Annotated in this window: 26 protein-coding genes; 12 read left to right on the plus strand and 14 right to left on the minus strand. The window is 63.5% G+C overall.

Translation table 11 applies throughout. The features are described 5' to 3' along the window. Positions 1-121 precede the first annotated feature (121 nt). From trkA to def, 4 genes are all read right to left on the minus strand, one after another. The gene (trkA, locus tag IFT75_RS13655) at positions 122-1,495 is read right to left on the minus strand and encodes a Trk system potassium transporter TrkA (protein WP_122480055.1); all 1,374 of its coding nucleotides are present in this window, start codon (positions 1,493-1,495) and stop codon (positions 122-124) included. A gap of 13 nt (positions 1,496-1,508) precedes the next feature. Next, the gene (gene rsmB / locus IFT75_RS13660; protein ID WP_192055191.1) at positions 1,509-2,822 is read right to left on the minus strand and encodes a 16S rRNA (cytosine(967)-C(5))-methyltransferase RsmB; all 1,314 of its coding nucleotides are present in this window, start codon (positions 2,820-2,822) and stop codon (positions 1,509-1,511) included. After that, positions 2,819-3,751 carry a methionyl-tRNA formyltransferase gene (gene fmt, locus IFT75_RS13665; protein ID WP_192055193.1) on the minus strand — a complete coding sequence of 311 codons (933 nt, stop codon included), beginning with the start codon at positions 3,749-3,751 and terminating at the stop codon, positions 2,819-2,821. Before fmt ends, rsmB begins: the two co-directional genes overlap by 4 nt. Positions 3,752-3,879: 128 nt before the next feature. Beyond that, complete coding sequence (gene def / locus IFT75_RS13670) at positions 3,880-4,386, minus strand: peptide deformylase (protein ID WP_122480058.1); 507 nt, start codon at positions 4,384-4,386, stop codon at positions 3,880-3,882. A 71-nt stretch (positions 4,387-4,457) separates the two neighbouring features. Between def and IFT75_RS13675 the strand changes: the two genes are divergently transcribed. The 3 genes from IFT75_RS13675 to IFT75_RS13685 all read left to right on the plus strand — a co-directional run bounded on the left by IFT75_RS13675 (position 4,458) and on the right by IFT75_RS13685 (position 7,299). Beyond that, positions 4,458-5,483 carry a LysM peptidoglycan-binding domain-containing protein gene (locus IFT75_RS13675; RefSeq protein WP_122480059.1) on the plus strand — a complete coding sequence of 342 codons (1,026 nt, stop codon included), beginning with the start codon at positions 4,458-4,460 and terminating at the stop codon, positions 5,481-5,483. A 117-nt stretch (positions 5,484-5,600) separates the two neighbouring features. Next, on the plus strand, positions 5,601-6,707 hold the full coding sequence (gene dprA, locus IFT75_RS13680) for a DNA-processing protein DprA (protein WP_192055195.1): 1,107 nt from the start codon (positions 5,601-5,603) through the stop codon (positions 6,705-6,707). 37 nt (positions 6,708-6,744) lie between these two features. After that, positions 6,745-7,299, plus strand: coding sequence for an L-threonylcarbamoyladenylate synthase (locus IFT75_RS13685; RefSeq protein WP_122480061.1), 555 nt, complete (start codon positions 6,745-6,747; stop codon positions 7,297-7,299). Between the two features lie 42 nt (positions 7,300-7,341). Here IFT75_RS13685 and IFT75_RS13690 read toward each other — a convergent pair whose 3' ends face one another. Beyond that, positions 7,342-8,313 (minus strand): NADPH:quinone reductase, encoded by a 972-nt coding sequence (locus IFT75_RS13690; RefSeq protein ID WP_192055196.1) that lies wholly within the window; start codon positions 8,311-8,313, stop codon positions 7,342-7,344. 165 nt (positions 8,314-8,478) lie between these two features. On the opposite strand from IFT75_RS13690, the gene hemF reads away from it, so the two are divergent. Then, positions 8,479-9,402 (plus strand): oxygen-dependent coproporphyrinogen oxidase, encoded by a 924-nt coding sequence (gene hemF, locus IFT75_RS13695; protein ID WP_185794616.1) that lies wholly within the window; start codon positions 8,479-8,481, stop codon positions 9,400-9,402. 17 nt (positions 9,403-9,419) lie between these two features. Continuing rightward, positions 9,420-10,244: a shikimate dehydrogenase gene (gene aroE / locus IFT75_RS13700; RefSeq protein WP_122480137.1), complete on the plus strand. Its 825-nt coding sequence runs from the start codon at positions 9,420-9,422 to the stop codon at positions 10,242-10,244. A 99-nt stretch (positions 10,245-10,343) separates the two neighbouring features. Here aroE and choX read toward each other — a convergent pair whose 3' ends face one another. Both choX and betC read right to left on the minus strand, forming a co-directional pair. Continuing rightward, positions 10,344-11,264 carry a choline ABC transporter substrate-binding protein gene (gene choX, locus IFT75_RS13705; protein ID WP_192055198.1) on the minus strand — a complete coding sequence of 307 codons (921 nt, stop codon included), beginning with the start codon at positions 11,262-11,264 and terminating at the stop codon, positions 10,344-10,346. 38 nt (positions 11,265-11,302) lie between these two features. Further along, on the minus strand, positions 11,303-12,814 hold the full coding sequence (gene betC / locus IFT75_RS13710; RefSeq protein ID WP_185794614.1) for a choline-sulfatase: 1,512 nt from the start codon (positions 12,812-12,814) through the stop codon (positions 11,303-11,305). A gap of 114 nt (positions 12,815-12,928) precedes the next feature. On the opposite strand from betC, the gene IFT75_RS13715 reads away from it, so the two are divergent. Then, the gene (locus IFT75_RS13715; protein WP_122480066.1) at positions 12,929-13,837 is read left to right on the plus strand and encodes a choline sulfate utilization transcriptional regulator; all 909 of its coding nucleotides are present in this window, start codon (positions 12,929-12,931) and stop codon (positions 13,835-13,837) included. A gap of 86 nt (positions 13,838-13,923) precedes the next feature. Here IFT75_RS13715 and trpA read toward each other — a convergent pair whose 3' ends face one another. Continuing rightward, positions 13,924-14,736: a tryptophan synthase subunit alpha gene (gene trpA / locus IFT75_RS13720; RefSeq protein WP_185794612.1), complete on the minus strand. Its 813-nt coding sequence runs from the start codon at positions 14,734-14,736 to the stop codon at positions 13,924-13,926. Beyond that, positions 14,733-15,956, minus strand: coding sequence for a tryptophan synthase subunit beta (gene trpB, locus IFT75_RS13725; RefSeq protein WP_185794611.1), 1,224 nt, complete (start codon positions 15,954-15,956; stop codon positions 14,733-14,735). The genes trpA and trpB overlap by 4 nt, the downstream gene beginning before the upstream one ends. 106 nt (positions 15,957-16,062) lie before the next feature. On the opposite strand from trpB, the gene IFT75_RS13730 reads away from it, so the two are divergent. Then, positions 16,063-16,959: a LysR family transcriptional regulator gene (locus tag IFT75_RS13730; protein ID WP_192055200.1), complete on the plus strand. Its 897-nt coding sequence runs from the start codon at positions 16,063-16,065 to the stop codon at positions 16,957-16,959. Here the strand turns inward: IFT75_RS13730 and IFT75_RS13735 are convergent. Next, a complete protein-coding gene (locus tag IFT75_RS13735) occupies positions 16,956-17,279 on the minus strand; it encodes a DUF883 family protein (protein ID WP_122480070.1) in 324 nt (107 codons plus the stop codon). The two genes, IFT75_RS13730 and IFT75_RS13735, sit on opposite strands and share 4 nt — an antisense overlap. A 145-nt stretch (positions 17,280-17,424) precedes the next feature. Between IFT75_RS13735 and IFT75_RS13740 the strand changes: the two genes are divergently transcribed. Together IFT75_RS13740 and IFT75_RS13745 are read left to right on the plus strand one after the other, a co-directional pair. Next, a complete protein-coding gene (locus IFT75_RS13740) occupies positions 17,425-17,640 on the plus strand; it encodes a dodecin (RefSeq protein WP_043191958.1) in 216 nt (71 codons plus the stop codon). A gap of 133 nt (positions 17,641-17,773) precedes the next feature. Next, on the plus strand, positions 17,774-17,998 hold the full coding sequence (locus IFT75_RS13745) for a DUF1161 domain-containing protein (protein ID WP_122480071.1): 225 nt from the start codon (positions 17,774-17,776) through the stop codon (positions 17,996-17,998). A gap of 100 nt (positions 17,999-18,098) precedes the next feature. On the opposite strand, the gene IFT75_RS13750 is transcribed toward IFT75_RS13745, so the two are convergent. Further along, positions 18,099-19,100, minus strand: coding sequence for an LLM class flavin-dependent oxidoreductase (locus IFT75_RS13750; protein WP_185794607.1), 1,002 nt, complete (start codon positions 19,098-19,100; stop codon positions 18,099-18,101). Between the two features lie 197 nt (positions 19,101-19,297). Here IFT75_RS13750 and IFT75_RS13755 point away from each other — a divergent pair, with 197 nt between their 5' ends. Further along, positions 19,298-19,723 (plus strand): OsmC family protein, encoded by a 426-nt coding sequence (locus tag IFT75_RS13755; protein ID WP_122480139.1) that lies wholly within the window; start codon positions 19,298-19,300, stop codon positions 19,721-19,723. 53 nt (positions 19,724-19,776) lie between these two features. Further along, the gene (locus IFT75_RS13760) at positions 19,777-20,010 is read left to right on the plus strand and encodes a DUF1161 domain-containing protein (RefSeq protein WP_192055202.1); all 234 of its coding nucleotides are present in this window, start codon (positions 19,777-19,779) and stop codon (positions 20,008-20,010) included. Between the two features lie 50 nt (positions 20,011-20,060). On the opposite strand, the gene IFT75_RS13765 is transcribed toward IFT75_RS13760, so the two are convergent. Then, complete coding sequence (locus IFT75_RS13765) at positions 20,061-20,474, minus strand: PA0061/PA0062 family lipoprotein (RefSeq protein WP_192055204.1); 414 nt, start codon at positions 20,472-20,474, stop codon at positions 20,061-20,063. Between the two features lie 109 nt (positions 20,475-20,583). Continuing rightward, positions 20,584-20,997: a PA0061/PA0062 family lipoprotein gene (locus IFT75_RS13770; RefSeq protein ID WP_192055205.1), complete on the minus strand. Its 414-nt coding sequence runs from the start codon at positions 20,995-20,997 to the stop codon at positions 20,584-20,586. A gap of 83 nt (positions 20,998-21,080) precedes the next feature. Between IFT75_RS13770 and IFT75_RS13775 the strand changes: the two genes are divergently transcribed. Then, positions 21,081-22,166, plus strand: coding sequence for an aminopeptidase (locus tag IFT75_RS13775; protein ID WP_192055207.1), 1,086 nt, complete (start codon positions 21,081-21,083; stop codon positions 22,164-22,166). Positions 22,167-22,379: 213 nt separating this feature from the next. Here IFT75_RS13775 and IFT75_RS13780 read toward each other — a convergent pair whose 3' ends face one another. Beyond that, the gene (locus IFT75_RS13780) at positions 22,380-23,036 is read right to left on the minus strand and encodes an HAD hydrolase-like protein (protein ID WP_192055209.1); all 657 of its coding nucleotides are present in this window, start codon (positions 23,034-23,036) and stop codon (positions 22,380-22,382) included. Positions 23,037-23,038: the final 2 nt, after the last annotated feature.

Consider the following 23,038-nt stretch of genomic DNA (forward strand, 5'->3'; position numbering starts at 1 on the left):
GGCCGGCGTGGGAGCTTCTTCGCGGGCAGAGACCCGCTCCCACAGGGCATGCTTGCACTAGACCGGCTTTCACAGAGCGGGCTCCTGGACGGCCCGCTTTTTGGATGAGCGAGGCTGGGGGTCAGAAGAAGCTCAGGCCGACGTGGAAGAGCTTCTCGACGTCGCGGATGTATTTCTTGTCCACGACGAACAGGATCACGTGGTCACCGGCCTCGATCACCGTGTCGCTGTGCGCGATGATCACCTGGTCATCGCGAATGATCGCGCCGATCGTCGTTCCCGGAGGCAGGTCGATGGTTTCGATGGGCTTGCCGATCACTTTGCTCGAACGCGCGTCGCCATGGGCGATGGCCTCGATGGCCTCCGCGGCGCCCCGGCGTAGCGAGTGCACACTGACGATATCGCCCCGCCTTACGTGCGCCAGCAGGGTACCGATGGTTGCCAGCTGCGGGCTCAGGGCGATATCGATTTCGCCCCCCTGGACCAGGTCGACATAGGCCGGGTTGTTGATGATGGTCATGACCTTGCGCGCGCCCAGGCGCTTGGCCAGCAACGAGGACATGATGTTGGCTTCGTCGTCGTTGGTCAGGGCCAGGAAGATATCGGCCTGGGCGATGTTCTCTTCGAGCATCAGGTCGCGGTCGGAGGCGCTGCCCTGCAGCACCACGGTGCTGTCCAGGGTATCGGACAGGTAGCGGCAGCGCGCCGGGTTCATCTCGATGATCTTCACCTGGTAGCGGCTTTCGATGGCCTCTGCCAGGCGCTCGCCGATCTGCCCGCCGCCGGCGATGACCACCCGCTTGTTGCTCTGGTCGACCCGGCGCAGTTCGCTCATCACCGCGCGAATGTCTTCGCGGGCTGCAATGAAGAACACCTCGTCGTCGGCTTCGATGACCGTGTCGCCGCGTGGCAGGATCGGCCGGTCGCGGCGGAAGATGGCGGCCACCCGTGTATCGACCTTGGGCATGTGGTGACGAATCTGCCGCAGTTGCTGACCCACCAGCGGGCCGCCGTAGTAGGCCTTGACCGCCACCAGCTGTGCCTTGCCGCCAGCGAAGTCGATGACCTGCAGGGCGCCGGGGTACTCGATCAGGCGCTTGATGTAGTTGGTCACCACCTGTTCCGGGCTGATCAGCACATCCACCGGAATGGCGTCGTTGTTGAACAGGCCGGCGCGGGTGAGATAGGCCGACTCGCGCACCCGGGCGATCTTGGTGGGGGTATGGAACAGGGTGTAGGCCACCTGACAGGCGACCATGTTGGTCTCGTCGCTGTTGGTCACCGCCACCAGCATGTCGGCATCGTCGGCACCGGCCTGGCGCAGCACTGTCGGATACGAGCCGCGGCCCTGCACGGTGCGGATGTCCAGGCGATCGCCAAGGTTGCGCAGGCGTTCGGCATCGGTATCGACCACGGTGATGTCATTGGCCTCGCCGGCCAGGTGCTCGGCCAGCGTGCCGCCCACCTGACCTGCGCCCAGGATGATGATCTTCATCCATTACTCCCCGTCAGTGGCCGCGTACGGCGGCGATCTTGATCAGCTTGGCATAGTAGAAGCCGTCGTGACCGCCTTCTTGTGCCAGCAATTGGCGGCCATGAGCCTGCTTGATGCCGGCGGACGTGGCCAGGTCCAGTTCGCGGGCGCCGGGCGTGCGCGCCAGGAACGCTTCGATGACTTCGGTATTTTCCGTGGGCAGTGTCGAGCAGGTGGCATAGAGCAGCACCCCGCCGACCTCCAGGGTTGGCCACAGGGCGTCGAGCAACTGCCCTTGCAGCACGGCCAGGGCCGGAATGTCGTCGGGCTGGCGGGTCAGCTTGATGTCGGGATGGCGGCGGATCACGCCAGTGGCCGAACAGGGGGCGTCGAGCAGGATCCGCTGGAACGGCTGACCGTCCCACCAGGCTTGGGTATCGCGGCCATCGGCTGCGATCAACTGGGCTTGCAGCCCCAATCGCTGCAGGTTCTCGCGCACTCGAACCAGACGCTTTTCCTCGAGATCCACGGCTACCACAGTGGCCAGGGCCGGCTCGGCTTCCAGAATGTGGCAGGTCTTGCCGCCCGGCGCGCAGCAGGCGTCGAGTACCCGCTGGCCGGGCGCCAGGTCGAGCAGTTCCGCGGCCAGTTGCGCTGCTTCATCCTGGACGCTGATCCAGCCTTCGCTGAAGCCCGGCAGCCCGCGCACGTCGCAGGCTTCTGCCAGGACGATGCCATCACGGCTGTACACGCAAGCCTGGGCAGCCACGCCTTGTTCGGCCAGCAGGCCCAGGTAGGCATCGCGCGGCTGATGGCGACGGTTGACCCGCAGGATCATCGGCGGATGAGCGTTGTTGGCGGCGCAGATGGCTTCCCACTGCTCGGGCCAGAAGGCTTTCAGCGATTTCTGCAGCCAGCGCGGGTGCGCCGTGCGCACCACCGGGTCACGCTCGAGTTCGGCAAGAATGGCCTCGCTCTCACGCTGGGCTCGGCGCAGCACGGCATTGAGCAGCGCCTTGGCCCAGGGCTTCTTCAGCTTGTCGGCGCAGCCGACGGTTTCGCCGATCGCGGCATGGGCTGGAATGCGGGTGTACAGCAACTGGTAGAGACCGATCAGGAGCAAGCCATGTACATCGGCATCGGCGGCCTTGAAAGGCTTCTGCAGCAGGCGCTCGGCCAGCGCGTCGAGACGGGGCTGCCAGCGGGCGGTGCCGAATGCCAGGTCTTGGGTAAGGCCACGGTCGCGCGCCTCGACCTTGTCCAGCTCCCGGGGCAGGGAGCTGTTGAGCGAGGCCTTGCCGTTGAGTACTGCGGCCAGGGCACGGGCTGCCGCCAGGCGCGGGTTCATTGGCCCAGCACCGTGCCGACCACGAAACGATCGCGGCGGCTGTTGAACAGGTCACTGAAGTCGAGCGGCTTGCCTCCCGGCAACTGCAGGCGGGTCAGGCGCAGGGCCTGTTCACCGCAGGCTATGGTCAGCCCGTCCTTGTCGACCTGGATGATTTCGCCTGGCCGGCCGCTGCCTTCGGCCAAACTGGCGGCCAGCACCTTCAGCGCTTCGCCATTCAAGGTGCTGTGGCAGACAGGCCAAGGGAAAAACGCCCGCACCTGGCGCTCGAGCACCACGGCCGGTTGTGCCCAGTCGATGCGCGCTTCGTTCTTGTCCAGCTTGTGGGCGTAGTTGGCCAGGCTGTCGTCCTGCGCCTCGCCCTGCAGGGTAGCGGCGGCCAGGCCGGCAATGGCCTGGACCACGGCCGGTGGGCCCATCTGCGCCAAGCGGTCGTGCAGGCTGCCGCCGGTGTCGTGGGCGGCGATCGGGGTGCTGACCTTGAGCAGCATCGGGCCGGTATCCAGACCCGCCTCCATGCGCATCACGGTAACGCCGCTGTGGGCGTCGCCCGCCTGGATCGCCCGCTGGATCGGCGCCGCTCCGCGCCAGCGCGGCAGCAGCGAGGCATGGCTGTTGATGCAGCCCAGCGGCGGGATGTCGAGCACCGCCTGCGGCAGGATCAGGCCATAGGCGACCACCACCATCAAATCCGGTGCCAGCGCGCGCAGCTCGGCCTGGGCCTGGGGGTCGCGCAGGGTCGCTGGCTGCAGGACGGGAATGCCGTGCTCCAGGGCCAATTGCTTGACCGGGCTTTGCATGAGTTTCTGCCCCCGCCCGGCCGGGCGATCGGGCTGGGTGTATACGGCAACGATGTCGTGCGAAGTGGCCAGCAGGGCCTTGAGGTGTTCGGCGGCAAACTCGGGAGTGCCCGCGAAGACGATGCGCATGGAGTTCTCGCTGTTGGGGGTGGGCCGCAACCCTTTGTAGGAGCGGCTAGCAGCCGCGAAGGGGCCCTTCCTGACGCACCGAGGTGCGTTGTTCGCGGCTACTAGCCGCTCCTACAAGGGCACCGGAATCAGGCCTGCTGCTTGTGCAGTTTTTCCAGCTTTTTCTTGATGCGGTCGCGCTTGAGGTTGGACAGGTAGTCGACGAACAGCTTGCCGTTGAGGTGATCGCACTCGTGCTGGATGCACACGGCCAGTAGGCCTTCGGCGATCAGTTCGTAGGATTTGCCGTCGCGGTCCAGCGCGGTGACCTTGACCTTCTGCGGGCGATCGACGTTCTCGTAGAAGCCGGGCACCGACAGGCAACCTTCCTGGTACTGGTCCATCTCGTCGGTCAGCGACTCGAACTCGGGGTTGATGAACACCCGTGGTTCGCTGCGATCTTCGGACAGGTCCATGACCACGATGCGCTTGTGCACGTTGATCTGGGTGGCGGCCAAACCGATGCCAGGGGCGTCGTACATGGTTTCAAACATGTCATCGACAAGCTGGCGAACGCTGTCGTCCACCACCGTGACCGGCTTGGCGACGGTGCGCAGGCGCGGGTCTGGAAATTCGAGGATGTTTAAAATAGCCATATGCGTATGTGCTGCACTGTGAGGTAAAGTCGTTATTTCGCGTGAGCAGACATGATAAAGGGATTCACGGCATGAGGAAATCACTACTCGCCCTGCTGATGCTGGCAATGGCCGGCCTGGCGCAGGCGCAAGTGCAGCTCAGGGACGGCTATCCACAGCGCTACACGGTGGTGCGTGGCGATACATTGTGGGACATTTCCGGGAAGTTTCTCAGCCAGCCGTGGCAGTGGCCACACCTCTGGCACGCCAACCCGCAGATCGCCAACCCGGACCTCATCTACCCTGGCGACTCGCTGGTGCTGGGCTTCGTCAACGGCCAGCCGCAGCTGATGCTCGAACGTGGCGCCTCGCGCGGCACCATCAAGCTTTCGCCCAGGGTGCGCACCACGCCTGTGGCCGAGGCCATACCCAGCATCCCACTGGAATCGATCAACAGCTTCCTGCTGACCAACCGCATCATGGATTCGGTCGAGCAATTCAACGCCGCCCCCTACATCGTGGCCGGCAATGCCGAGCGCGTGCTCAGTGGCATGGGCGACCGCATCTACGCACGTGGCGCCTTCGACCCGGCGCAGTCGGTGTACGGCATCTTCCGCCAGGGCAAGACCTACATCGACCCCGACACCCAGGAATTTCTGGGTATCAACGCCGACAACATCGGCGGCGGCGAGATCGTCGCGACCGAGGGGGATATCTCTACCTTGGTACTGCAACGCTCGCGCGAAGAGGTCCGCCTGGGCGACCGGCTGTTCAGCGATGAACAACGCGCGGTCAATTCGACGTTTTTCCCCAGCGCGCCAGAGACTGACATTCGTGGTGTGATCATTGATGTGCCACGAGGTGTTACACAGATCGGCAAGTACGACGTGGTCACCTTGAACCGCGGAACGCGCGACGGACTGCGCGAGGGCAACGTTCTCGCGGTGTACAAGACCGGCGAGACAGTGCGCGATCGTATCACCGGCGAGCAGGTCAAGGTCCCCGACGAGCGCTCCGGGCTGCTTATGGTGTTCCGCACTTATGAAAAGCTGAGCTATGGTTTGATCCTCAACGCCAACCGCTCGTTGGCAGTGATGGACAAGGTAGGCAACCCGTAGCGCATAAGGCACCGGGCATGACGAGGTCACGCCCGGGCGCTTTCCGATACTTTTGTGCACAGAGTTATCCACAGCTTGTCCAGCTGTCTGCGAGCCTGCCGATTCAAGGATGATCGGATGCCGCTTTTCGATACCACTGCTCACACCCTTTCCGAACTCGAGGCGCGCCTGCGCTTGCACGTGCTGCCGGAAATCGGCCCGCAACGCTTCCACAAGCTCGTTGCGCACTTCGGCAGCGCGCGTTCGGCGCTTGCTGCGCCAGTCGGGCAATGGCGCGGGGCCGGCGGCAGCGACGCCAGTGCCCAGGCCCGCCGCGACCCCTGCATCCATCGCGACGCGGCGGCTGCAATGGCCTGGCTAGAGCGTCCGCATCAGCATTTGCTGATGTGGGACCACGCCGACTACCCCGCCCTGCTCAAGGAAATCGCCGATCCACCGCCGCTGTTGTTCGTACGCGGCGACCCCAGTGTGCTGGAGCGGCCGCAGATCGCTGTGGTCGGCAGTCGCCGCGCTTCGCCGCCCGGCCTGGACAACGCCCGGGCTTTCGCCCGCAGCCTGGCAGCGGCGGGATTTGCCATCACCAGTGGCCTGGCCCTGGGTGTGGACGGGGCGGCGCATCAAGGTGCGCTGGAGGTGGGTGGGCACACCATCGGGGTATTGGGCACCGGTCTGGAAAAACTTTATCCACAGAAGCATCGCGTGCTCGCCCAGGCCATCGTCGAGCGCAAGGGTGCGCTGGTTTCCGAGTTTCCCCTCGACGCGCAGGCGCAGCCGGGCAACTTTCCCCGACGCAATCGGATCATCAGCGGTCTGTCGCTGGGTGTGCTGGTCATCGAGGCCAGCCCGGCCAGCGGTTCACTGATCACCGCAAGGCTGGCCGCCGAGCATGGCCGCGAGGTGTGGGCGCTGCCCGGCTCCATTCATCACCCCGGCGCACGCGGTTGTCACCAGTTGATCCGCGATGGCGCGCAACTGGTCGAGACCATCGATCATATTCTTGAAGGGTTGCAGGGCTGGCAGCGTCTGCCACCGGTCCTGCCAGCGGCGCCAGCCCAGCCCGCCGATCCGCTGCTCGAGGTACTGGTGGCCGCCGCGCACACCACCGAAGGCTTGGCCACGGCGTTGGGATGGCCGTTGCCGCGGGTGATGGCGCAACTTACCGAGCTGGAGATGCAGGGGCGCGTGGTCAGCCAGGCGGGGCGTTGGTTTGCACGGGCCAGCTAAGTACACTGGCGGCAGTCTTCAATGGGAGTGACAGCAGATGGTGAGCAGTTGGCGTGTGCAGCAAGCGGCGCGCGAGATCCGAGCGGGCGCGGTGATCGCCTACCCTACCGAAGCTGTCTGGGGATTGGGTTGCGATCCATGGGACGAAGAAGCGGTGTATCGCTTGCTGGCCATCAAGGAGCGCTCGGTCGACAAGGGCCTGATCCTGATCGCCGACAACATCCGGCAGTTCGACTTTCTGTTCGAGGATTTTCCCGAAGAGTGGATCGATCGCATGGCCAGTACCTGGCCCGGCCCGAACACCTGGCTGGTGCCTCACCAGGGCCTGCTACCCGAATGGATCACCGGTATCCACGATTCCGTGGCCCTGCGCGTGAGCGATCACCCGCAGGTGCGGGAGCTGTGCGCGCTGGTCGGGCCGCTGGTGTCGACCTCCGCCAATCGCCAAGGCCGCCCGGCCGCGCGCAGCCGCCTGCGCGTCGAGCAATACTTTCGTGGCGAAGTGGACGTCGTGCTGGGCGGCGCGCTGGGCGGGCGCAAGAGCCCGAGCGTGATTCGCGACCTGATCACCGGTGAAGTGATCAGGCCCTGAGGCCAGGCAGGGAGCCGCGTTCACGGGGCTCCCTGTCTGGTTTCATGGCAGCAGGATGGTCGAGCCCACCGTTTCGCGCGCGGCGAGTGCGGTCTGCGCCTTGGCGGCATCGCTCAGTGCGTACTGCTGGCTGACGTCGACCTTGAGCTTGCCGCTGGCGATCATCTCGAACAGCTCGTCGGCCATGCCCTGTACTGCGCCGGGCACGGCGTAGCTGGCCAGGGTCGGGCGAGTCACGTACAGCGAGCCCTTCTGCGACAGGATGCCCAGGTTGACCCCACTGACCGCACCCGACGCATTGCCGAAGCTGACCATCAAGCCGCGCGGCTGGAGACAGTCCAGCGAGGTTTCCCAAGTGTCCTTGCCGACACCGTCGTACACCACCGGGCATTTCTTGCCGTCGGTCAATTCGAGCACTCGCTTGGCCACGTCTTCGTGGCTGTAGTCGATCACCTCCCAGGCACCCAGGGCCTTGGCCCGTTCGGCCTTGGCGGGCGAGCTGACGGTGCCGATCAGCTTCACGCCCAGTGCTGCCGCCCATTGGCAGGCCAGCGAGCCCACACCACCGGCGGCGGCATGGAACAGGATGGTTTCGCCAGCCTCGACCTTGTAGGTCTGACGCAGCAGGTATTGCACGGTCAGGCCCTTGAGCATCACCGCAGCGGCCTGTTCGAAGCTGATGCTCGACGGCAGGCGTACGGCCATGGCCGCCGGCAGCACGTGCAGATCGCTGTAGGCGCCCAGGGGGCCACCTGCGTAGGCCACACGGTCGCCGACCTTGAACCGGTCCACCTCGCTGCCGACCGCCTCGACCACGCCAGCGGCCTCGGTGCCCAGGCCCGAAGGCAGTGGCGTCGGGTACAGGCCGCTGCGGAAGTAGTTGTCGATGTAGTTCACGCCCACGGCGTGATTGCGTACGCGAATGTCTTGCGGGCCCGGTTGCCTGGGCTCGAAGTCGACGAACTCGAGGACTTCCGGGCCGCCGGTGGAACCGAACTGGATACGCTTTGCCATCTGCTCACTCCTGCTGTCGTTGGGCGAGGGCCTATCGGACGCCTTTGCTTGATCGGCGTCAACTGCCGCACGCGGTGAGCGATGCTATGCTACGCGCCGACTTGATCGCCGGTCAGGCGTGTTCCCAGGCCGCTGGCGGTATTTGCCCTTTTTCAAGGTGATGCCATGACTACCCGCACAGAGGCCGTAAAGGCCTATCTGCTCGATCTGCAGGATCGAATCTGCCACGCCATGCAGGCCGAAGACGGCGGCGCGCACTTCGTCGAAGATGCCTGGACGCGCGCAGCGGGCGGCGGCGGGCGCACCCGGGTAATTGCAGACGGTGAGTTGATCGAGAAAGGCGGGGTTAACTTTTCCCATGTATTCGGCACCGGCCTGCCACCTTCGGCCAGCGCCCATCGACCGGAGCTGGCCGGCCGCGGCTTCGAGGCACTGGGCGTGTCGCTGGTGATCCACCCGCACAACCCGCATGTGCCCACCTCCCACGCCAACGTGCGGTTCTTCATTGCCGAAAAGGAAGGCGAAGAGGCCGTCTGGTGGTTCGGCGGCGGCTTCGACCTGACGCCCTACTACGCTCACGAGGAAGACTGCATCCACTGGCATCGTGTCGCGCAACAAGCCTGCGAGCCCTTTGGCGCCGATGTCTATCCACGCTACAAGGCCTGGTGCGACCGCTATTTCCATCTCAAGCACCGGGGCGAGCCACGAGGCGTGGGCGGCCTGTTCTTCGATGACCTGAATGAATGGGATTTCGACACCAGCTTCGCCTTCATGCGCGCCATCGGCGATGCCTTCATCGACGCCTACCTGCCCATCGTGCAGCGGCGCAAGGCCATGGCGTTCACCGCGCAGCAGCGTGAATTCCAGGAGTTCCGCCGCGGGCGCTACGTCGAGTTCAACCTGGTCTACGACCGCGGTACGCTGTTCGGCCTGCAGTCGGGTGGCCGTACCGAGTCGATCCTGATGTCACTGCCGCCGCAGGTGCGTTGGGGCTATGACTGGAAAGCCGTACCTGGCAGCGAGGAAGCGCGGCTCACCGACTACTTTCTGCAGGATCGCGACTGGCTGGCGCAGACCCCTCCCCTATGATTCAGGAACCGATTCGCATGGACAGTTACGTGGTTTTCGGCAACCCGGTGGGGCACAGCAAATCACCCGCCATTCACCGTTTGTTTGCCGAGCAGACGGGCCAGGCGCTGGTATACGACACACGGCTGGCGCCCATCGACGACTTCACCCGAAGTGCATTGGGTTTTTTCGAAGAAGGGCTGGGCGCCAACGTCACCGTACCTTTCAAGGAGCAGGCGTTCGGCCTGTGCAGCGTACTGACCCCGCGCGCGCAGCGCGCCGGCGCGGTGAACATGCTCAGTCGGCTGCCCGATGGCAGCCTGCGTGGCGACAATACCGACGGCGTGGGGCTGGTGCGCGACCTGGTCAACAACGCCGGCGTGACCTTGCAGGGCAAGCGCATTCTGCTGTTGGGTGCCGGCGGCGCGGTGCGTGGAGTGGTCGAGCCGTTGCTCGAACAGCAGCCACTGTCACTGGTGATCGCCAACCGCACGGTCGAGAAAGCCGAACAGCTGGCGCAGCTGTTCGCTGACCTGGGGCCGGTGGCGGCCAGTGGCTTCGATTGGCTGGAGGAACCGGTGGATATCATCATCAATGCCACTTCGGCGAGCCTGGCGGGCGATCTGCCACCGATCGCCGCCAGCCTGATCGAGCCTGGTGTGACGGTCTGCTACGATATGATGTATGGCAAGGAGCCAACGCCGTTTTGCCGCTGGGCCAGCGAACACGGCGCACGGCTGTCGCTGGACGGTTTCGGGATGCTGGTCGAGCAGGCAGCCGAAGCGTTCACCTACTGGCGCGGCGTGGCGGTGGATACGGCACCGGTGCTGAGCCAGCTGCGCCGGGAGATGGCGGCGGGTTGAGTTGATTGAAGGGTGTCAGTGAAGGCCTCTTCGCGGGCGGCGAGCTCTCTGCCCGCGAAGAGGCCATGACTGACACCCATCAAATCAAAGCCCGTCAGATCAAAGCTTCGCGCGTACCGCCGGCAGCGCGTCCTTGCCATCCAGCGTTTTCACACCTTCCAGCCACTTCTCCAACACCGCCGGATTGGCTTTCAGCCAGGCCTGCGCCGCCTGTGCGCTGGTTTTCTTGTTGTTGGCCACATCGGCCATGATGCTGTTCTCCATGTCCTGGGTGAACACCAGATTGCTGAGCAGCTTGCCGGTGTTCGGGCAACTCTCGCCATAGCCCTTGCGGGTCAGGGTGTGCACGGTGCCGGTCGAGCCGAAATACTTCTCGCCGCCGGTGAGGTACTTGAGCTTGATCTGCACGTTCATCGGGTGCGGCGTCCAGCCGAGGAAGACCACGAACGACTTCTTCTTCACGTTGCGATTGACCTCGGTCAGCATCGCCTGCTCGCTGGACTCCACCAGTTTCCAGTCACCCAGGCCGAACTCGTTCTTCTTGATGATCTCGGCCAGCGAGAGGTTGGCCGGTGCTCCTGAACCGATCCCGTAGATCTTCTTGCCGAACTTGTCGGCGTGCTTGTCCAGGTCGGCGAAATCCTTCACACCCGCGTCATACACGTAGTCGGGGACGGCCAGGGTGAACTCGGTGCCGTCCAGGTTCTTGGCGTACTGCACCACGTCACCATTGGCCACGAACTTGTCGTAGAAACCCTGCTGGGCCGGCATCCAGTTGCCGAGGAAGACATCCACCTGGCCATCCTTGAGACCGCCAAAGATGATCGGCACCGCCAGGGTGTCGATCTTGGGCCGGTAACCCATGCCTTCCAGCACCAGGCTGGTGAGCGCGTTGGTGGCGGCAATGTCGCTCCAGCCCGGGTCGGCCATCTTCACCGTCTCGCAGCGTTGTTCGTCGGCGACCGCCGTGGTCCCGGCAACGGCCAGCCAACCGGCGGCCAGGGCTGTGGATATCTTCATGGTGACCTTCATGCGACTTCCCCTCAGAGCTTCGAATGTTATGGGCAGGGTTGTGGGTAACGTGCCTTGCGCTCCAGGTCGTCCAGGTCGATATGGTTGCGCATGTACTGCTGACTGGCGTCCACCAGCGGCTGGTGGTCCCAGCTCTTCAGATTGCCTTGGGCCAGTGCGCCGGCCACGAAGCGGCGTCGGCGCTGGCTGGCGAGCACCTGTTGGTGTATCGCCGGCATGTCCCATTTGCGGCGGGCTTCACTCATGAAAGCCTCGAACAGTGCCCGGTGCGGGGGTGACTGGCTCAGGTCTTCACGTTCGCGTGGGTCGTTATCCACGTCATAGAGTAGGCAAGGGTCGACCTCGCTGTAGATAAATTTCATCGCGCCACGGCGGATCATCATCAACGGGCTGTGGGTACCTTCGGCCATGTATTCACCGAACGCTTCGTCATGCCCCTTTTCACCCTGCAGATGGGCCACTAGCGAACGTCCGTCCAGCGGCAGGCCGGGTTCCAGTTCGCCACCGGCCAGCTCGACGAAGGTCGGCAGCAGGTCGGCGGTAGAGACTGCGGCCTGCACTCGCCCTGGCTTGAACTGCCCGGGCGCGCAAACCAGCAGCGGCACCCGCGCGGCCATCTCGAACCAGTGCATCTTGTACCAGAGCCCACGCTCGCCGAGCATGTCACCGTGATCGCCGGAGAAGACGATGATGGTGTCGTCGGCCAACCCGGTTTCTTCCAGGGTCTGCAGCAGTTTGCCGACGTTGTGATCGATGTAGCTGCACGCACCGAAGTAGGCGCGGCGTGCATCGCGGATCTTGTTCACGGGCAGGGGCTTGTCCCACAGGTCATAGACCTTGAGCAGGCGTTGCGAGTGGGGGTCCAGCGCGGCCTGGTCCGGTACATCCTGAGGCAGTGGAATGTCTTCGTCGCGGTACAGGTCCCAGAACGGCTTGGGAATGGTGTAGGGGTCGTGCGGATGGGTCATTGACACCGTCAGACAGAATGGCCGATCGCCGTCTTCGCGAATGTGATCGAACAGGTACTGCTGGGCTTTGAAGACCACCTCTTCATCGAAATCCAGCTGGTTGGTGCGCACGCACGGGCCAGCCTGCAACACCGAGGACATATTGTGGTACCAGCTGGGGCGAACGTCGGGTTCGTCCCAATTGACCGCCCAGCCGTAGTCGGCCGGGTAGATATCGCTGGTCAGGCGTTCCTCGTAGCCGTGCAGCTGGTCCGGGCCACAGAAATGCATCTTGCCCGACAGTGCGGTGCGGTAACCCAGGCGCCGCAGGTAGTGGGCATAGGTCGGCACGTCGGCAGCAAAGTCGGCAGCGTTGTCGTAGGCGCCGATCTTGCTCGGCAACTGGCCGCTGACCAATGTGAAGCGCGAAGGCGCGCACAGCGGGCTGTTGCAGTAGGCCGCATCGAAGACCACCCCGGTCTCGGCCAAACGGCTGATGTTCGGCAGCTTGATCGGTGATGGCGCGTAGATCGGCAGCATGGGTGCGGCCATCTGATCGGCCATGATGAAAAGAATGTTCTTGCGCTTCATCGGCTCAGGGCATTCCATAGTCGGGAGTAATGCGAATTTGCTTCGATTCAGAATGCGGCCCCTGCCCAGCCCGGTAAAGCCTGCTGTCGACAATGTCTAGGATAAGCGCAGCTTATGTATGAAAGTATCGGCGGTTTGTCCCTCGACCTGTTGCGTGCCTTCGAGTCAGCGGCGCGTCTGCATGGCTTCACGGCAGCGGCTGTCGAATTGGGCACCACTCAGCCAGCCATCAGCCAGCAGATCAAGCGTCTGGAGGAACAGCTGGGCACTCGCCTGTTTGATCGCATCTACCGTGGCATCGTCCTGACGGACGCCGGCCTTGCGCTGTTCGAGGCGGTCCAGGCGGGGCTGCAACGCATCGACGACGGCTTGCAGGCAATCACCGCGCAGACTCAGCACGAGGTGCTGCAGGTGTCGACTGACTTCGCCTTTGCGGCGTACTGGTTGATGCCGCGGCTGCACCGCTTCCATCAACGTTATCCACAGGTCGATGTCAGCCTGGTCACCAGCGAGCGCAGTCACGCCCTGCTCCGGCCCGATATCGACGTCGCGGTGCTGTTTGGCGATGGTCGGTTTCGCCAGGGCGAAAGCCATTGGTTGTTCAACGAAGAGGTGTATCCAGTGTGCAGCCCGCGCCTGCTGGCCGGTTACCGTCAGCCGTTGGCGCTGGATGCCTGGATCGAGTTGCCGTTGCTGCACCTGCGCGGCGAGCACAGCAGCCAGTGGTTCGACTGGAACGACGTGTTTCGCGCGCTGCACATTCCAGGTGTGCCTGCCCCCGGCCAGTTGCGTTTCGATAACTACACCTTGCTGATCCAGGCGGCCATCGCTGGTCAGGGCGTCGCCATCGGTTGGCGGCACCTGGTGGATGCGCTGCTGGATCAAGAGCTGCTGTGCCGCCCTCTTCAGGGCAGCGCAACATCGGCGTTGGGCTATTACGTGGTCGTCCCGCAACGCAAGCGCCGCGGGCAGATGGTGCAGCGCTTTCTGGATTGGGTGATGGAGGAACAAGGCGGGCGATAGCTGCCTGTTCCTTTCACCCTTCTATGTCGCTCTGGCCGCTGGCTTTGCACGGGCCAGGAGTGTGCCCTGGGTCAATACTCTCGGATTCACTGCACACGAGCACTGCGTACGCCTTGGGCCAGGGCACTGCACAGCGACAACACATCCTCTACGGCCTGGCCGTGATGCTGGGCGTTGGCGATCTTGTCGACCAGGGCCGAGCCGACCACTACGCCGTCCGCGAGCCGGGCGATGGCGGCGGCCTGGTCGGGCGTGCGGATGCCGAAGCCGACGCTGATCGGCAGGTGGGTGTGCCGGCGCAGTCGCTCGATGGCAGCGCCGACATGCTCGGTGGTGGCCGAGCCCGCACCGGTCACGCCGGCCACCGACACGTAGTAGACGAAGCCGGAGCTGCGCTCCAGCACCCGTGGCAGGCGCGCATCATCGGTGGTGGGGGTGGTCAGGCGAATGAAGTCGATACCCGAGGCTTGCGCCGGGGTGGCGAGTTCGCCGTCGTGCTCGGGCGGCAGGTCGACGATGATCAGGCCGTCGACACCGGCTTCCTTGGCTTGGGCCACGAAGGCTTCGACGCCGAAGCGGTGGATCGGGTTGTAGTAACCCATCAGCACGATCGGCGTGGTGCTGTCGTCGACGCGGAATTCGCGGACCATCTGCAAGGTTTTCGCCAGCGTCTGCCCGGCGTTGAGCGCGCGCAGGGTCGCCAGCTGGATGGCCAGGCCGTCGGCCATCGGATCGGTGAAGGGCATGCCCAGTTCGATCACATCGGCGCCGGCAGCCGGCAAGCCTTTGAGGATGGACAGCGAAGCATCGTAGCCTGGGTCGCCTGCCGTGACGAACGTCACCAGCGCGGCGCGGCCTTCGGCCTTGAGGTCGGCGAAGCGTTGTTCGAGGCGGCTCATGCCAGTGTCTCCTTCGGGTGGGCGCCCATATGGCTCATGACGGTTTGCATGTCCTTGTCGCCGCGGCCGGACAGGCACACCACCATCAGATGGTCGGCGGGCAATGTTGGCGCGCGCTTCATGGCCTCGGCCAGGGCGTGGGCGGTTTCCAGCGCCGGGATGATGCCTTCCAGGCGGCAGGTGGCGTGGAACGCGGCCAGCGCCTCTTCATCGGTGATGCTGGTGTAGTTCACGCGCTTGATTTCATGCAGAAAGGCGTGTTCAGGGCCGATGCCGGGGTAGTCCAGGCCGGCCGAGATGGAGTGCGCGTCGGTGATCTGCCCATCGTCGTCCTGCAGCAGATAGGTACGGTTGCCGTGCAGTACGCCGGGCACGCCGCCGTTGAGGCTGGCGGCATGCTTGCCGGAATCCACGCCATGGCCGGCGGCTTCGACACCGATGATTTCCACGCTGCTGTCATCCAGGAAAGGATGGAACAGGCCCATGGCATTGGAACCGCCACCTACGCAAGCCACCAGGCTGTCGGGCAGGCGCCCTTCCTTCTCTTGCAACTGCTCGCGGGTTTCCTTGCCGATGATCGACTGGAAATCGCGAACCATGGCTGGATAAGGGTGCGGACCGGCCACGGTGCCGATCAGGTAGAAGGTGTCGTCGACATTGGTGACCCAATCGCGCAAGGCATCGTTCATGGCATCTTTCAAGGTGCCGGTACCGGAAGTGACCGGCACGATCTCAGCGCCCAGCAGCTTCATGCGAAACACGTTGGCCTGCTGGCGCTCGATATCCGTGGCGCCCATGTAGATCACGCAAGGCAAGCCGAACCGAGCCGCCACCGTGGCCGTGGCCACGCCGTGCATGCCGGCGCCGGTCTCGGCGATCAGGCGCTTCTTGCCCATGCGCTTGGCCAGCAACACCTGGCCGATGCAGTTGTTCACCTTGTGCGCGCCGGTGTGGTTGAGCTCTTCGCGCTTGAAGTAGATTTTCGCCCCGCCGCAGTGTTCTGTCAGGCGCTCGGCGAAATACAGCGGATTGGGCCGGCCGATGTAGTCGCGTTGAAAGTAGGCGAGCTGCTCGAGAAATTCGGGATCGGCCTTGGCGGCTTCGTACTCGCGAGCCAGCTCCAGCACCAGCGGCATCAGGGTTTCGGCGACGTAGCGGCCACCGAAGGCGCCGAACAGGCCGTTGCTGTCAGGACCACTGCGAAGATTGGTCTGGGTCATGCGAAGCTCCAGGGGAATTGAATGACGATGTAGCCACTGTACCCACGACAACGATCGAAGAAAACCGATAAGATCTCGACAACCTGTCAGGATTTCTCACAATACCATGAGCCGTGACCTGCCCCCGTTGAATGCCCTCAAAGCGTTCGAAGCCACTGCCCGGCTCAACAGCGTCAGCAAGGCGGCTGACTACTTGAGCGTTACCCACGGTGCCGTGAGCAGACAGTTGAAAGTGCTTGAAGAGCATCTGGGCATCGCGTTGTTCGTCAAGCAGGGACGTGGCTTGAAACTCACAGATGCTGGCATTCGACTGCGCGATGCCAGCGCCGAGGCCTTCGAGCGTTTGCGTCTGGTCTGTACGGAGCTCAGCCAGGCCCAGGCTCAGGCACCGTTCGTTCTGGGGTGCTCGGGAAGCTTGCTGGCGCGCTGGTTCATACCTCGATTGGGTCGGCTGAACAGCGAGCTGCCGGACTTGCGCCTGCACCTCTCGGCTGGCGAAGGTGACCTGGACCCTCGCCGTCCTGGGCTGGATGCCTTGCTGATGTTCGCCGAGCCGCCCTGGCCCGCCGACATGGACGTGTACGAGCTGGCCGAAGAGCGTATCGGCCCGGTACTCAGCCCGCGCTTCCAAGGGTTCGAAGCCTTGCAGAGCCGTGCGACCAGCGACTTGCTCGGGCACTCGTTGCTGCACACCACATCGCGGCCACAGGCCTGGCCCAGCTGGGCACGGCGCAACGGTCTGGATCCCGAGGCGTTGACCATGGGACAGGGGTTCGAGCATTTGTATTATTTGCTGGAGGCGGCGGTGGCCGGGCTGGGCATTGCCATCGCGCCCGAACCGCTGGTGGTCGATGACCTGCGTGCCGGGCGCCTGGCCGCGCCATGGGGGTTTACGCAAACCCCGGCGCGGCTGGCACTTTGGGTCCCGCGGCGCGCCGCAGATGGGCGCGCCCGACAACTGGCGCTATGGCTTGCGCAAGAGCTCGAACGCCAGGTCGATTAGTTGCTGCGATTGCACATCAGGTAGGCAGCGATCAGGCCCAGCGCGCCAACAGCGACGCCAGCGGCGGCCCAAGGATGCTCCTGGGCGTAGTCACGGGTGGCAATGCCGGTTTCCTTGGTCTTGACCTTGACTTCTTCATAGGCGTCGCTGATCAGGCTGCGCGAATGGCTCAGCGCGGATTCCGCGTTGGCTTTCAACGCTTTGAGCACCTTGCGCGATTCTTCGGTGGAATCTTCTTTCAGGCTTTCCAGGGAGCGGAGCAGGCTTTCGATTTCTGCTTCCATGCTCTGCAGCGAAGCTTTGCGTGACGAAATTGCCATGGGTAACTCTCCTTCATTGTGGTGAATAGCGTGTGTAGATTCCGACTGCGCTGCAAGATGAAAGTGCAGTGCGTGTGAACTTTTAGCGCAGAAATCCCCACACAGGTAGACAACCACTTCAGTAGCCACCCGAATGGAGAGCATCATGAGCGATCATCACACGTACAAGAAGGTTGAACTGGTAGGTTCCTCGACCACCACCATCGAAGACGCCATCAACAACGCGTTGGCCGAAGCGAGCAAAAGCATCGAGAAAATGGAATGGTTCGAAGTGACCGAAACCCGTGGCCATATCGAAGACGGTCGCGTGGCGCATTTCCAGGTCACACTCAAAGTCGGCTTCCGTATCCAGAACAGCTGACAGAAAACACGGAATCTTCCGACTGGCCGAATGCCATAGGTTGAGTTACAACACATTACCGGCGTGTCGACCTGAATCCAGGCGGCCCGCCGTTTGTCTTTAAACCGGCACTACCAGACCAAGGATGTAAGCGATGAAGCGAGTTTTATTGGCTGTGGGTTTGTTGAGCCTGGCAAGCGGCGCGTTCGCTGCGGGCAAGTCGTGTGAAGAACTCAAGGGCGAAATCGCCGCGAAGATCGACGCCAATGGCGTGTCGGGCTACACGCTGGAAGTGGTCGACAACGTCACTCCGGATGCCGGTTTCCAGGTAGTCGGTTCGTGTGAAGGCGGCACCAAGGCTATCGTCTACAAGCGCTGAAGATTGCAGCCGCCCCCCGCTCCCACAGAAAACGAAATCCCCTGTAGGAGCGGTCAGCGGCCGCGAAACGAACTCCGCAATACCCAGGTCGGTGCAAGACTCAGCCCTGCATCACCTGCGCCAACAGCTCATACGACCGCAAACGGTCGGCATGCTCGTACAGATCGCAGGTAAAGATCAGCTCATCTGCCTGAGTCTGTTCCTTCAGCACGTCCAGCTTGGCGCGGATCTTCGCCGGTCCCCCCACCATCGCCAGGCCCAGAAAGTCCCCGACCGCAGCCTTTTCATGGGGTAACCACAACCCTTCCATGCTTTTCACGGGTGGCTGCTGCACCAGGGTCTGGCCACGCATCAGGTTGAGGATGCGGCGGTAGACCGAGGTCGCCAGGTAGTCGGCATGCTCGTCGCTGTCGGCTGCCACCAAAGGCACCCCGAGCATCACATAAGGCTTGTCGAGCACCTCGGAGGGCTGGAAGTGGGCGCGATAGACGCGAATCGCCTCATGCATGTAGCGTGGCGCAAAATGCGAAGCGAAGGCATACGGCAGGCCGTACATGCCCGCCAGCTGCGCGCTGAACAGGCTGGAGCCCAGCAACCAGATCGGCACGTTGGTACCGCTGCCCGGCACGGCAATCACTTTCTGGTCCGGAGTACGCGGACCCAGATAGGCCATCAGTTCGCGGACGTCGTCGGGAAAGTCGTCGGCGCTGCCGGAGCGCTCACGGCGCAGCGCTCGAGCGGTCATCTGGTCCGACCCCGGCGCGCGGCCCAGGCCGAGGTCGATCCGTCCCGGATACAGGCTTTCCAGCGTGCCGAACTGCTCGGCGATGACCAGCGGCGCGTGGTTGGGCAGCATCACCCCGCCCGAGCCGACGCGGATCGACGAAGTGCCCCCCGCCAGATAGCCCAGCAGCACCGAGGTCGCCGAGCTGGCGATACCGTCCATGTTGTGATGCTCGGCTACCCAGAAACGGTTGTAGCCCCAGGTTTCGGCATGGCGCGCCAGGTCCAGCGCGTTGTGCAGCGACCGCGCCGGGCCGTGGTCGGCACGCACTGGTACAAGGTCGAGGACGGAGTATTTCGTATCGGTCAAACCAGTCATGATCATTGGCATCCTGTGGGTATGTGGCAGGTGGGATGCCCCGCGCATCTTTGCTACCGAGTGTGTAATCAATATGGGCTTATCATTCGGATTCAATAGCCAGCGGTCAGAACGGCGCTGAACTTGCCTCGCGCCGTGGCCTCTGAACACTTGTCACCGCGCGAACCCGTCGCGCCCATCAAGGAGGCTTTATGAGCATCAAGAAAACCGCATCGGCTGTCTGGAAAGGCGATCTGAAAACCGGCAAGGGCGAGATCTCGACGCAAAGCGGCGCCCTGAAAAGCAACCCCTATGGTTTCAACACCCGCTTTGAAGGCCAGCCAGGCACCAACCCTGAAGAATTGATCGGCGCGGCCCATGCCGGCTGCTTCTCCATGGCCTTCTCGATGATCCTGGGTGGCGAAGGCTTCACGCCAGACCAGATCAACACAACGGCCGAGGTTACGCTGGACAAGGAAGGCGAAGGTTTCGCGATCACCGCCATCAAACTGACCATGTCGGCGAAGATCCCCAACATCGACCAGGCGAAGTTCGAAGAACTGGCCAACAAGGCCAAAGAAGGTTGCCCAGTGTCGAAAGTGCTGAACGCCCAGATCACTCTGGACGCTAAGCTGGAATCTTGAGGTAGGGTTGCGCCCGGTTGCCGTACACTGCTCACTCACCTGGAGAATTGCCCATGAAACGATTCATTTTGGCGATGACGTGCGGTGTCCTGGCAACCTCGGCGTTGGCGGCACCCAAGTCGTGTGAAGAATTGAAGGCCGAGATCGAAGCCAAGATCCAAGGGGCAGGCGTTGTGTCCTACACCCTGGAAATCGTCGACAATCTGGACGCCAAGGATCCGAGCATGGTGGTGGGGTCCTGCGACAACGGCACGCGCAAGATCATCTATCAAAAGAACGACACCTGATCCCACGGCATCCGCTGTCGTCGTTCAGTGGTGCACCGCTGCGCCCGGATTCAGGGAATGCAGTGAATCGCCCGGTCTTCGGCGACGATCTGCCGGCTTGAATCGTACAGACGGGCACTGGCCTGCATGGCAATTGCCCTGCCCTCCAGGCGGTAGCGCTGGCCTGCCTTGAAGCCGTCATAGCGCACGGTCAGGTAGCAGGTACGGTCGAACGGGTCGTTGACCAGCCCGCCACCGGCGTACATTTCGTAGTCAAAACGCACTTCCAGCTCATGGCTGCCGGGATCTACCTGGAAGTAGCGGCCGTCATTGAGTTTGCGACCATCCAGACTTTCTGCCATGACCAGGCGACCGGTCGTGGTGAACATCTCGATCCAGGCCTTGCCAGGGTCAACGGCCGGCAACGGCGGATTGGCGCAGCCGGCCAGCATGGCGAGGGTCAACAGGGCGAGCACGGCGCGCATGGAAGCTCCTTGGCTGCAGGAAAAAAGTGAGCAGGACAAAGGTCGAGTCTAGAAGCTTTGCGTCGGCGCTGCGAGTCGCCGCCGACGGTGGCCATGTTCAGGCCCGTGCTCAGGCGCTCTGGCAGCCCGCAGGTTGCGCCTGGCCTACCAGTTTGCGCTGCTCGTCGTAGAGCCTGGCCCACGGGCGAAAGCCGACGCTGCCGGCTTCCAGGAAATAGCGTTGCCCCGCGTCGAAGCCGGCATAGGTGAGGTTCAGTTCGCAGTTGCGCCACAGCGGCGCGGGGACTGGGCCGATGTTGGTCGGCTGCACGGGAAACTGCAAGCGCACGGTCAGCTCATGGCTGCCGGGTTCGACTTCGAAATAACGGGTGTCGCCCCATTCCCGCTCGTCGACTTGCGTCGCCTGCAGGGCGTTGTGCCCGTTGGCCTGCAGATCGATCCAGGCCTGGTTGGGGTCCGGGTCGGGCAGACCGGCGCAGCCGGCAAGGGCCAGCATGCCGCCAGCAATGATCAATGCGCGCATGGAATTCTCCTGATGGGATCGTAAGATGCAGGGTCAGCGCCGATAACACCTGCTCGCTGGCGGGCCTGGCCATGGAAAACCACATGCATGAATTCGTTGTTGTTCGTCGTTCCATTCTTGCCGCACTCGACCGCGGTTTGCGCGCTTTTGTTCCCCTGTGCCTGCTGTTCCTGCTCAGCGGTTGCACCAGCGTCGGCTATTACGGCCAGTTGATGCAGGGCCAGTGGCGGCTGCTGCAGGCGCGTGAGCCGGTGGCGCGGATCCTGGCCGACCCCTCGCGCGATCCACGTCTGCGCGAGCAGTTGCAGCGTGCCCAGGCCGCTCGCGATTTCGCCAGCGCGCATCTGCACCTGCCGGACAACCGCAGCTATCGGCTGTATGCCGACATCGGTCGGCCGCTGGTGGTGTGGAACGTGTTCACCACGCCCGAGTTTTCCCTCGCCCCGTTGACCCACTGCTTTCCCATCGCGGGGTGCGTTGCCTACCGCGGCTACTACAGCCAATCCGGCGCGCGGGGCGAAGCGGCGCTGCAGAAGCTGTCGGGCCGGGATGTGTACATCGGCGGCGTCGAAGCCTACTCGACCTTGGGCTGGTTCGATGATCCGATTCTCAACACCATGCTGGGCTGGGGCGACGAGCGCCTGGCCACGCTGATCTTCCATGAGCTGGCGCATCAGCGCGTGTATGTGCAGGACGACACCGAGTTCAACGAGTCCTTCGCCACCTTCGTCGAGCAGGAGGGCACTCGGCAGTGGCGGGCCTGGCGCGGTTTGGCAAATGCGGCAGGCACACCTGCAGTACAACGTGAGCAGTTCACCCGGCTGGTGCTCGAGACCCGCGAACGCCTGGGTGCGCTGTATGCACAGCCGCTGTCGGCCGAGGCCATGCGCGCAGGCAAGGCTGCCGAGTTCGAGCACCTGCGCCGCGAGTATCGCCAGTTGCGCGATGAACGCTGGGGTGGCGACCGGCGTTTCGATGCCTGGATGAATGGGCCGATGAACAATGCCAAGCTGCTGCCGTTCGGATTGTACGACCAATGGGTGCCGGCGTTCGCCGGCCTGTTCCGGCAGGTCAATGGTGATTGGCAGGCGTTCTATGCCCAAGCGGAAAAGCTGGGCAAGTTGCCGATGGACCAGCGCAGGACCGAGTTGAATCGGTTGGGCAGATGATGGTCGCAGTGTTCTCTCGGGCCCTTTCGCGGCCACTGGCCGCTCCTACACGAAGCCTTGCGTAACCCGGTATCTATACCGCTACACGAACCCCTGTAGGAGCGGCCACTGGCCGCTCCTACACGAGGCCTTGCGTAACCCGGTATCTATACCGCTGCACGAATCCCCGTAGGAGCGGCCAGTGGCCGCGAAGAGGCCCGCGCCTTCACCGCATCATCCCGCGCCTTGCAAAAACGCCTCATGCAGCGCCTGCAACGTATCGAAATGATACGTCGGATTTTCCAGGACCAGCTCTTCCCGCGAACCGAACCCATAGCCCACCGCCGCGCAATCCAGGCCATTGAGGCGGGCGCCGATCAGGTCATGCTTGCGGTCGCCGACCATCAAGGTCTGCGTCGGCTGCAGCCCTTCCTGCTCGAGGATATGAGCGATCAGTTGCACCTTGTCGGTCCGCGTGCCGTCGAGCTCGCTGCCGTAGATGACCTTGAAGTGCCTGGCGAAATCGAAATGGCGGGCGATTTCCCGGGCGAACTCCCAGGGTTTGGACGTGGCGATGTACAAATGCCGGCCCTGCGCCTGCAATGTTTCGAGCAGCGCGATGACACCGGCGAAGATCTGGTTTTCATACAGGCCCGTGACGCGGAAGCGCTCGCGGTAGAAATTCACTGCCCGCCAGGCGCGGGCTTCGTCGAAACCATAGGCGTGCATGAACTGCTCCAGCAGGGGTGGGCCAATGAAATGCTCCAAGTTGCGCAGGTCGGGTTCGTCGATGCCCAGTTTGGCCAAGGCATACTGGATGGAGCGGGTGATGCCCTCGCGCGGGTCGGTCAGGGTGCCGTCGAGGTCGAACAGAATGTTTTGATAGTGCACGG

Source organism: Pseudomonas sp. CFBP 8758, assembly GCF_014841725.1.
GTDB classification, from domain to species: Bacteria; Pseudomonadota; Gammaproteobacteria; order Pseudomonadales; family Pseudomonadaceae; genus Aquipseudomonas; species Aquipseudomonas baltica.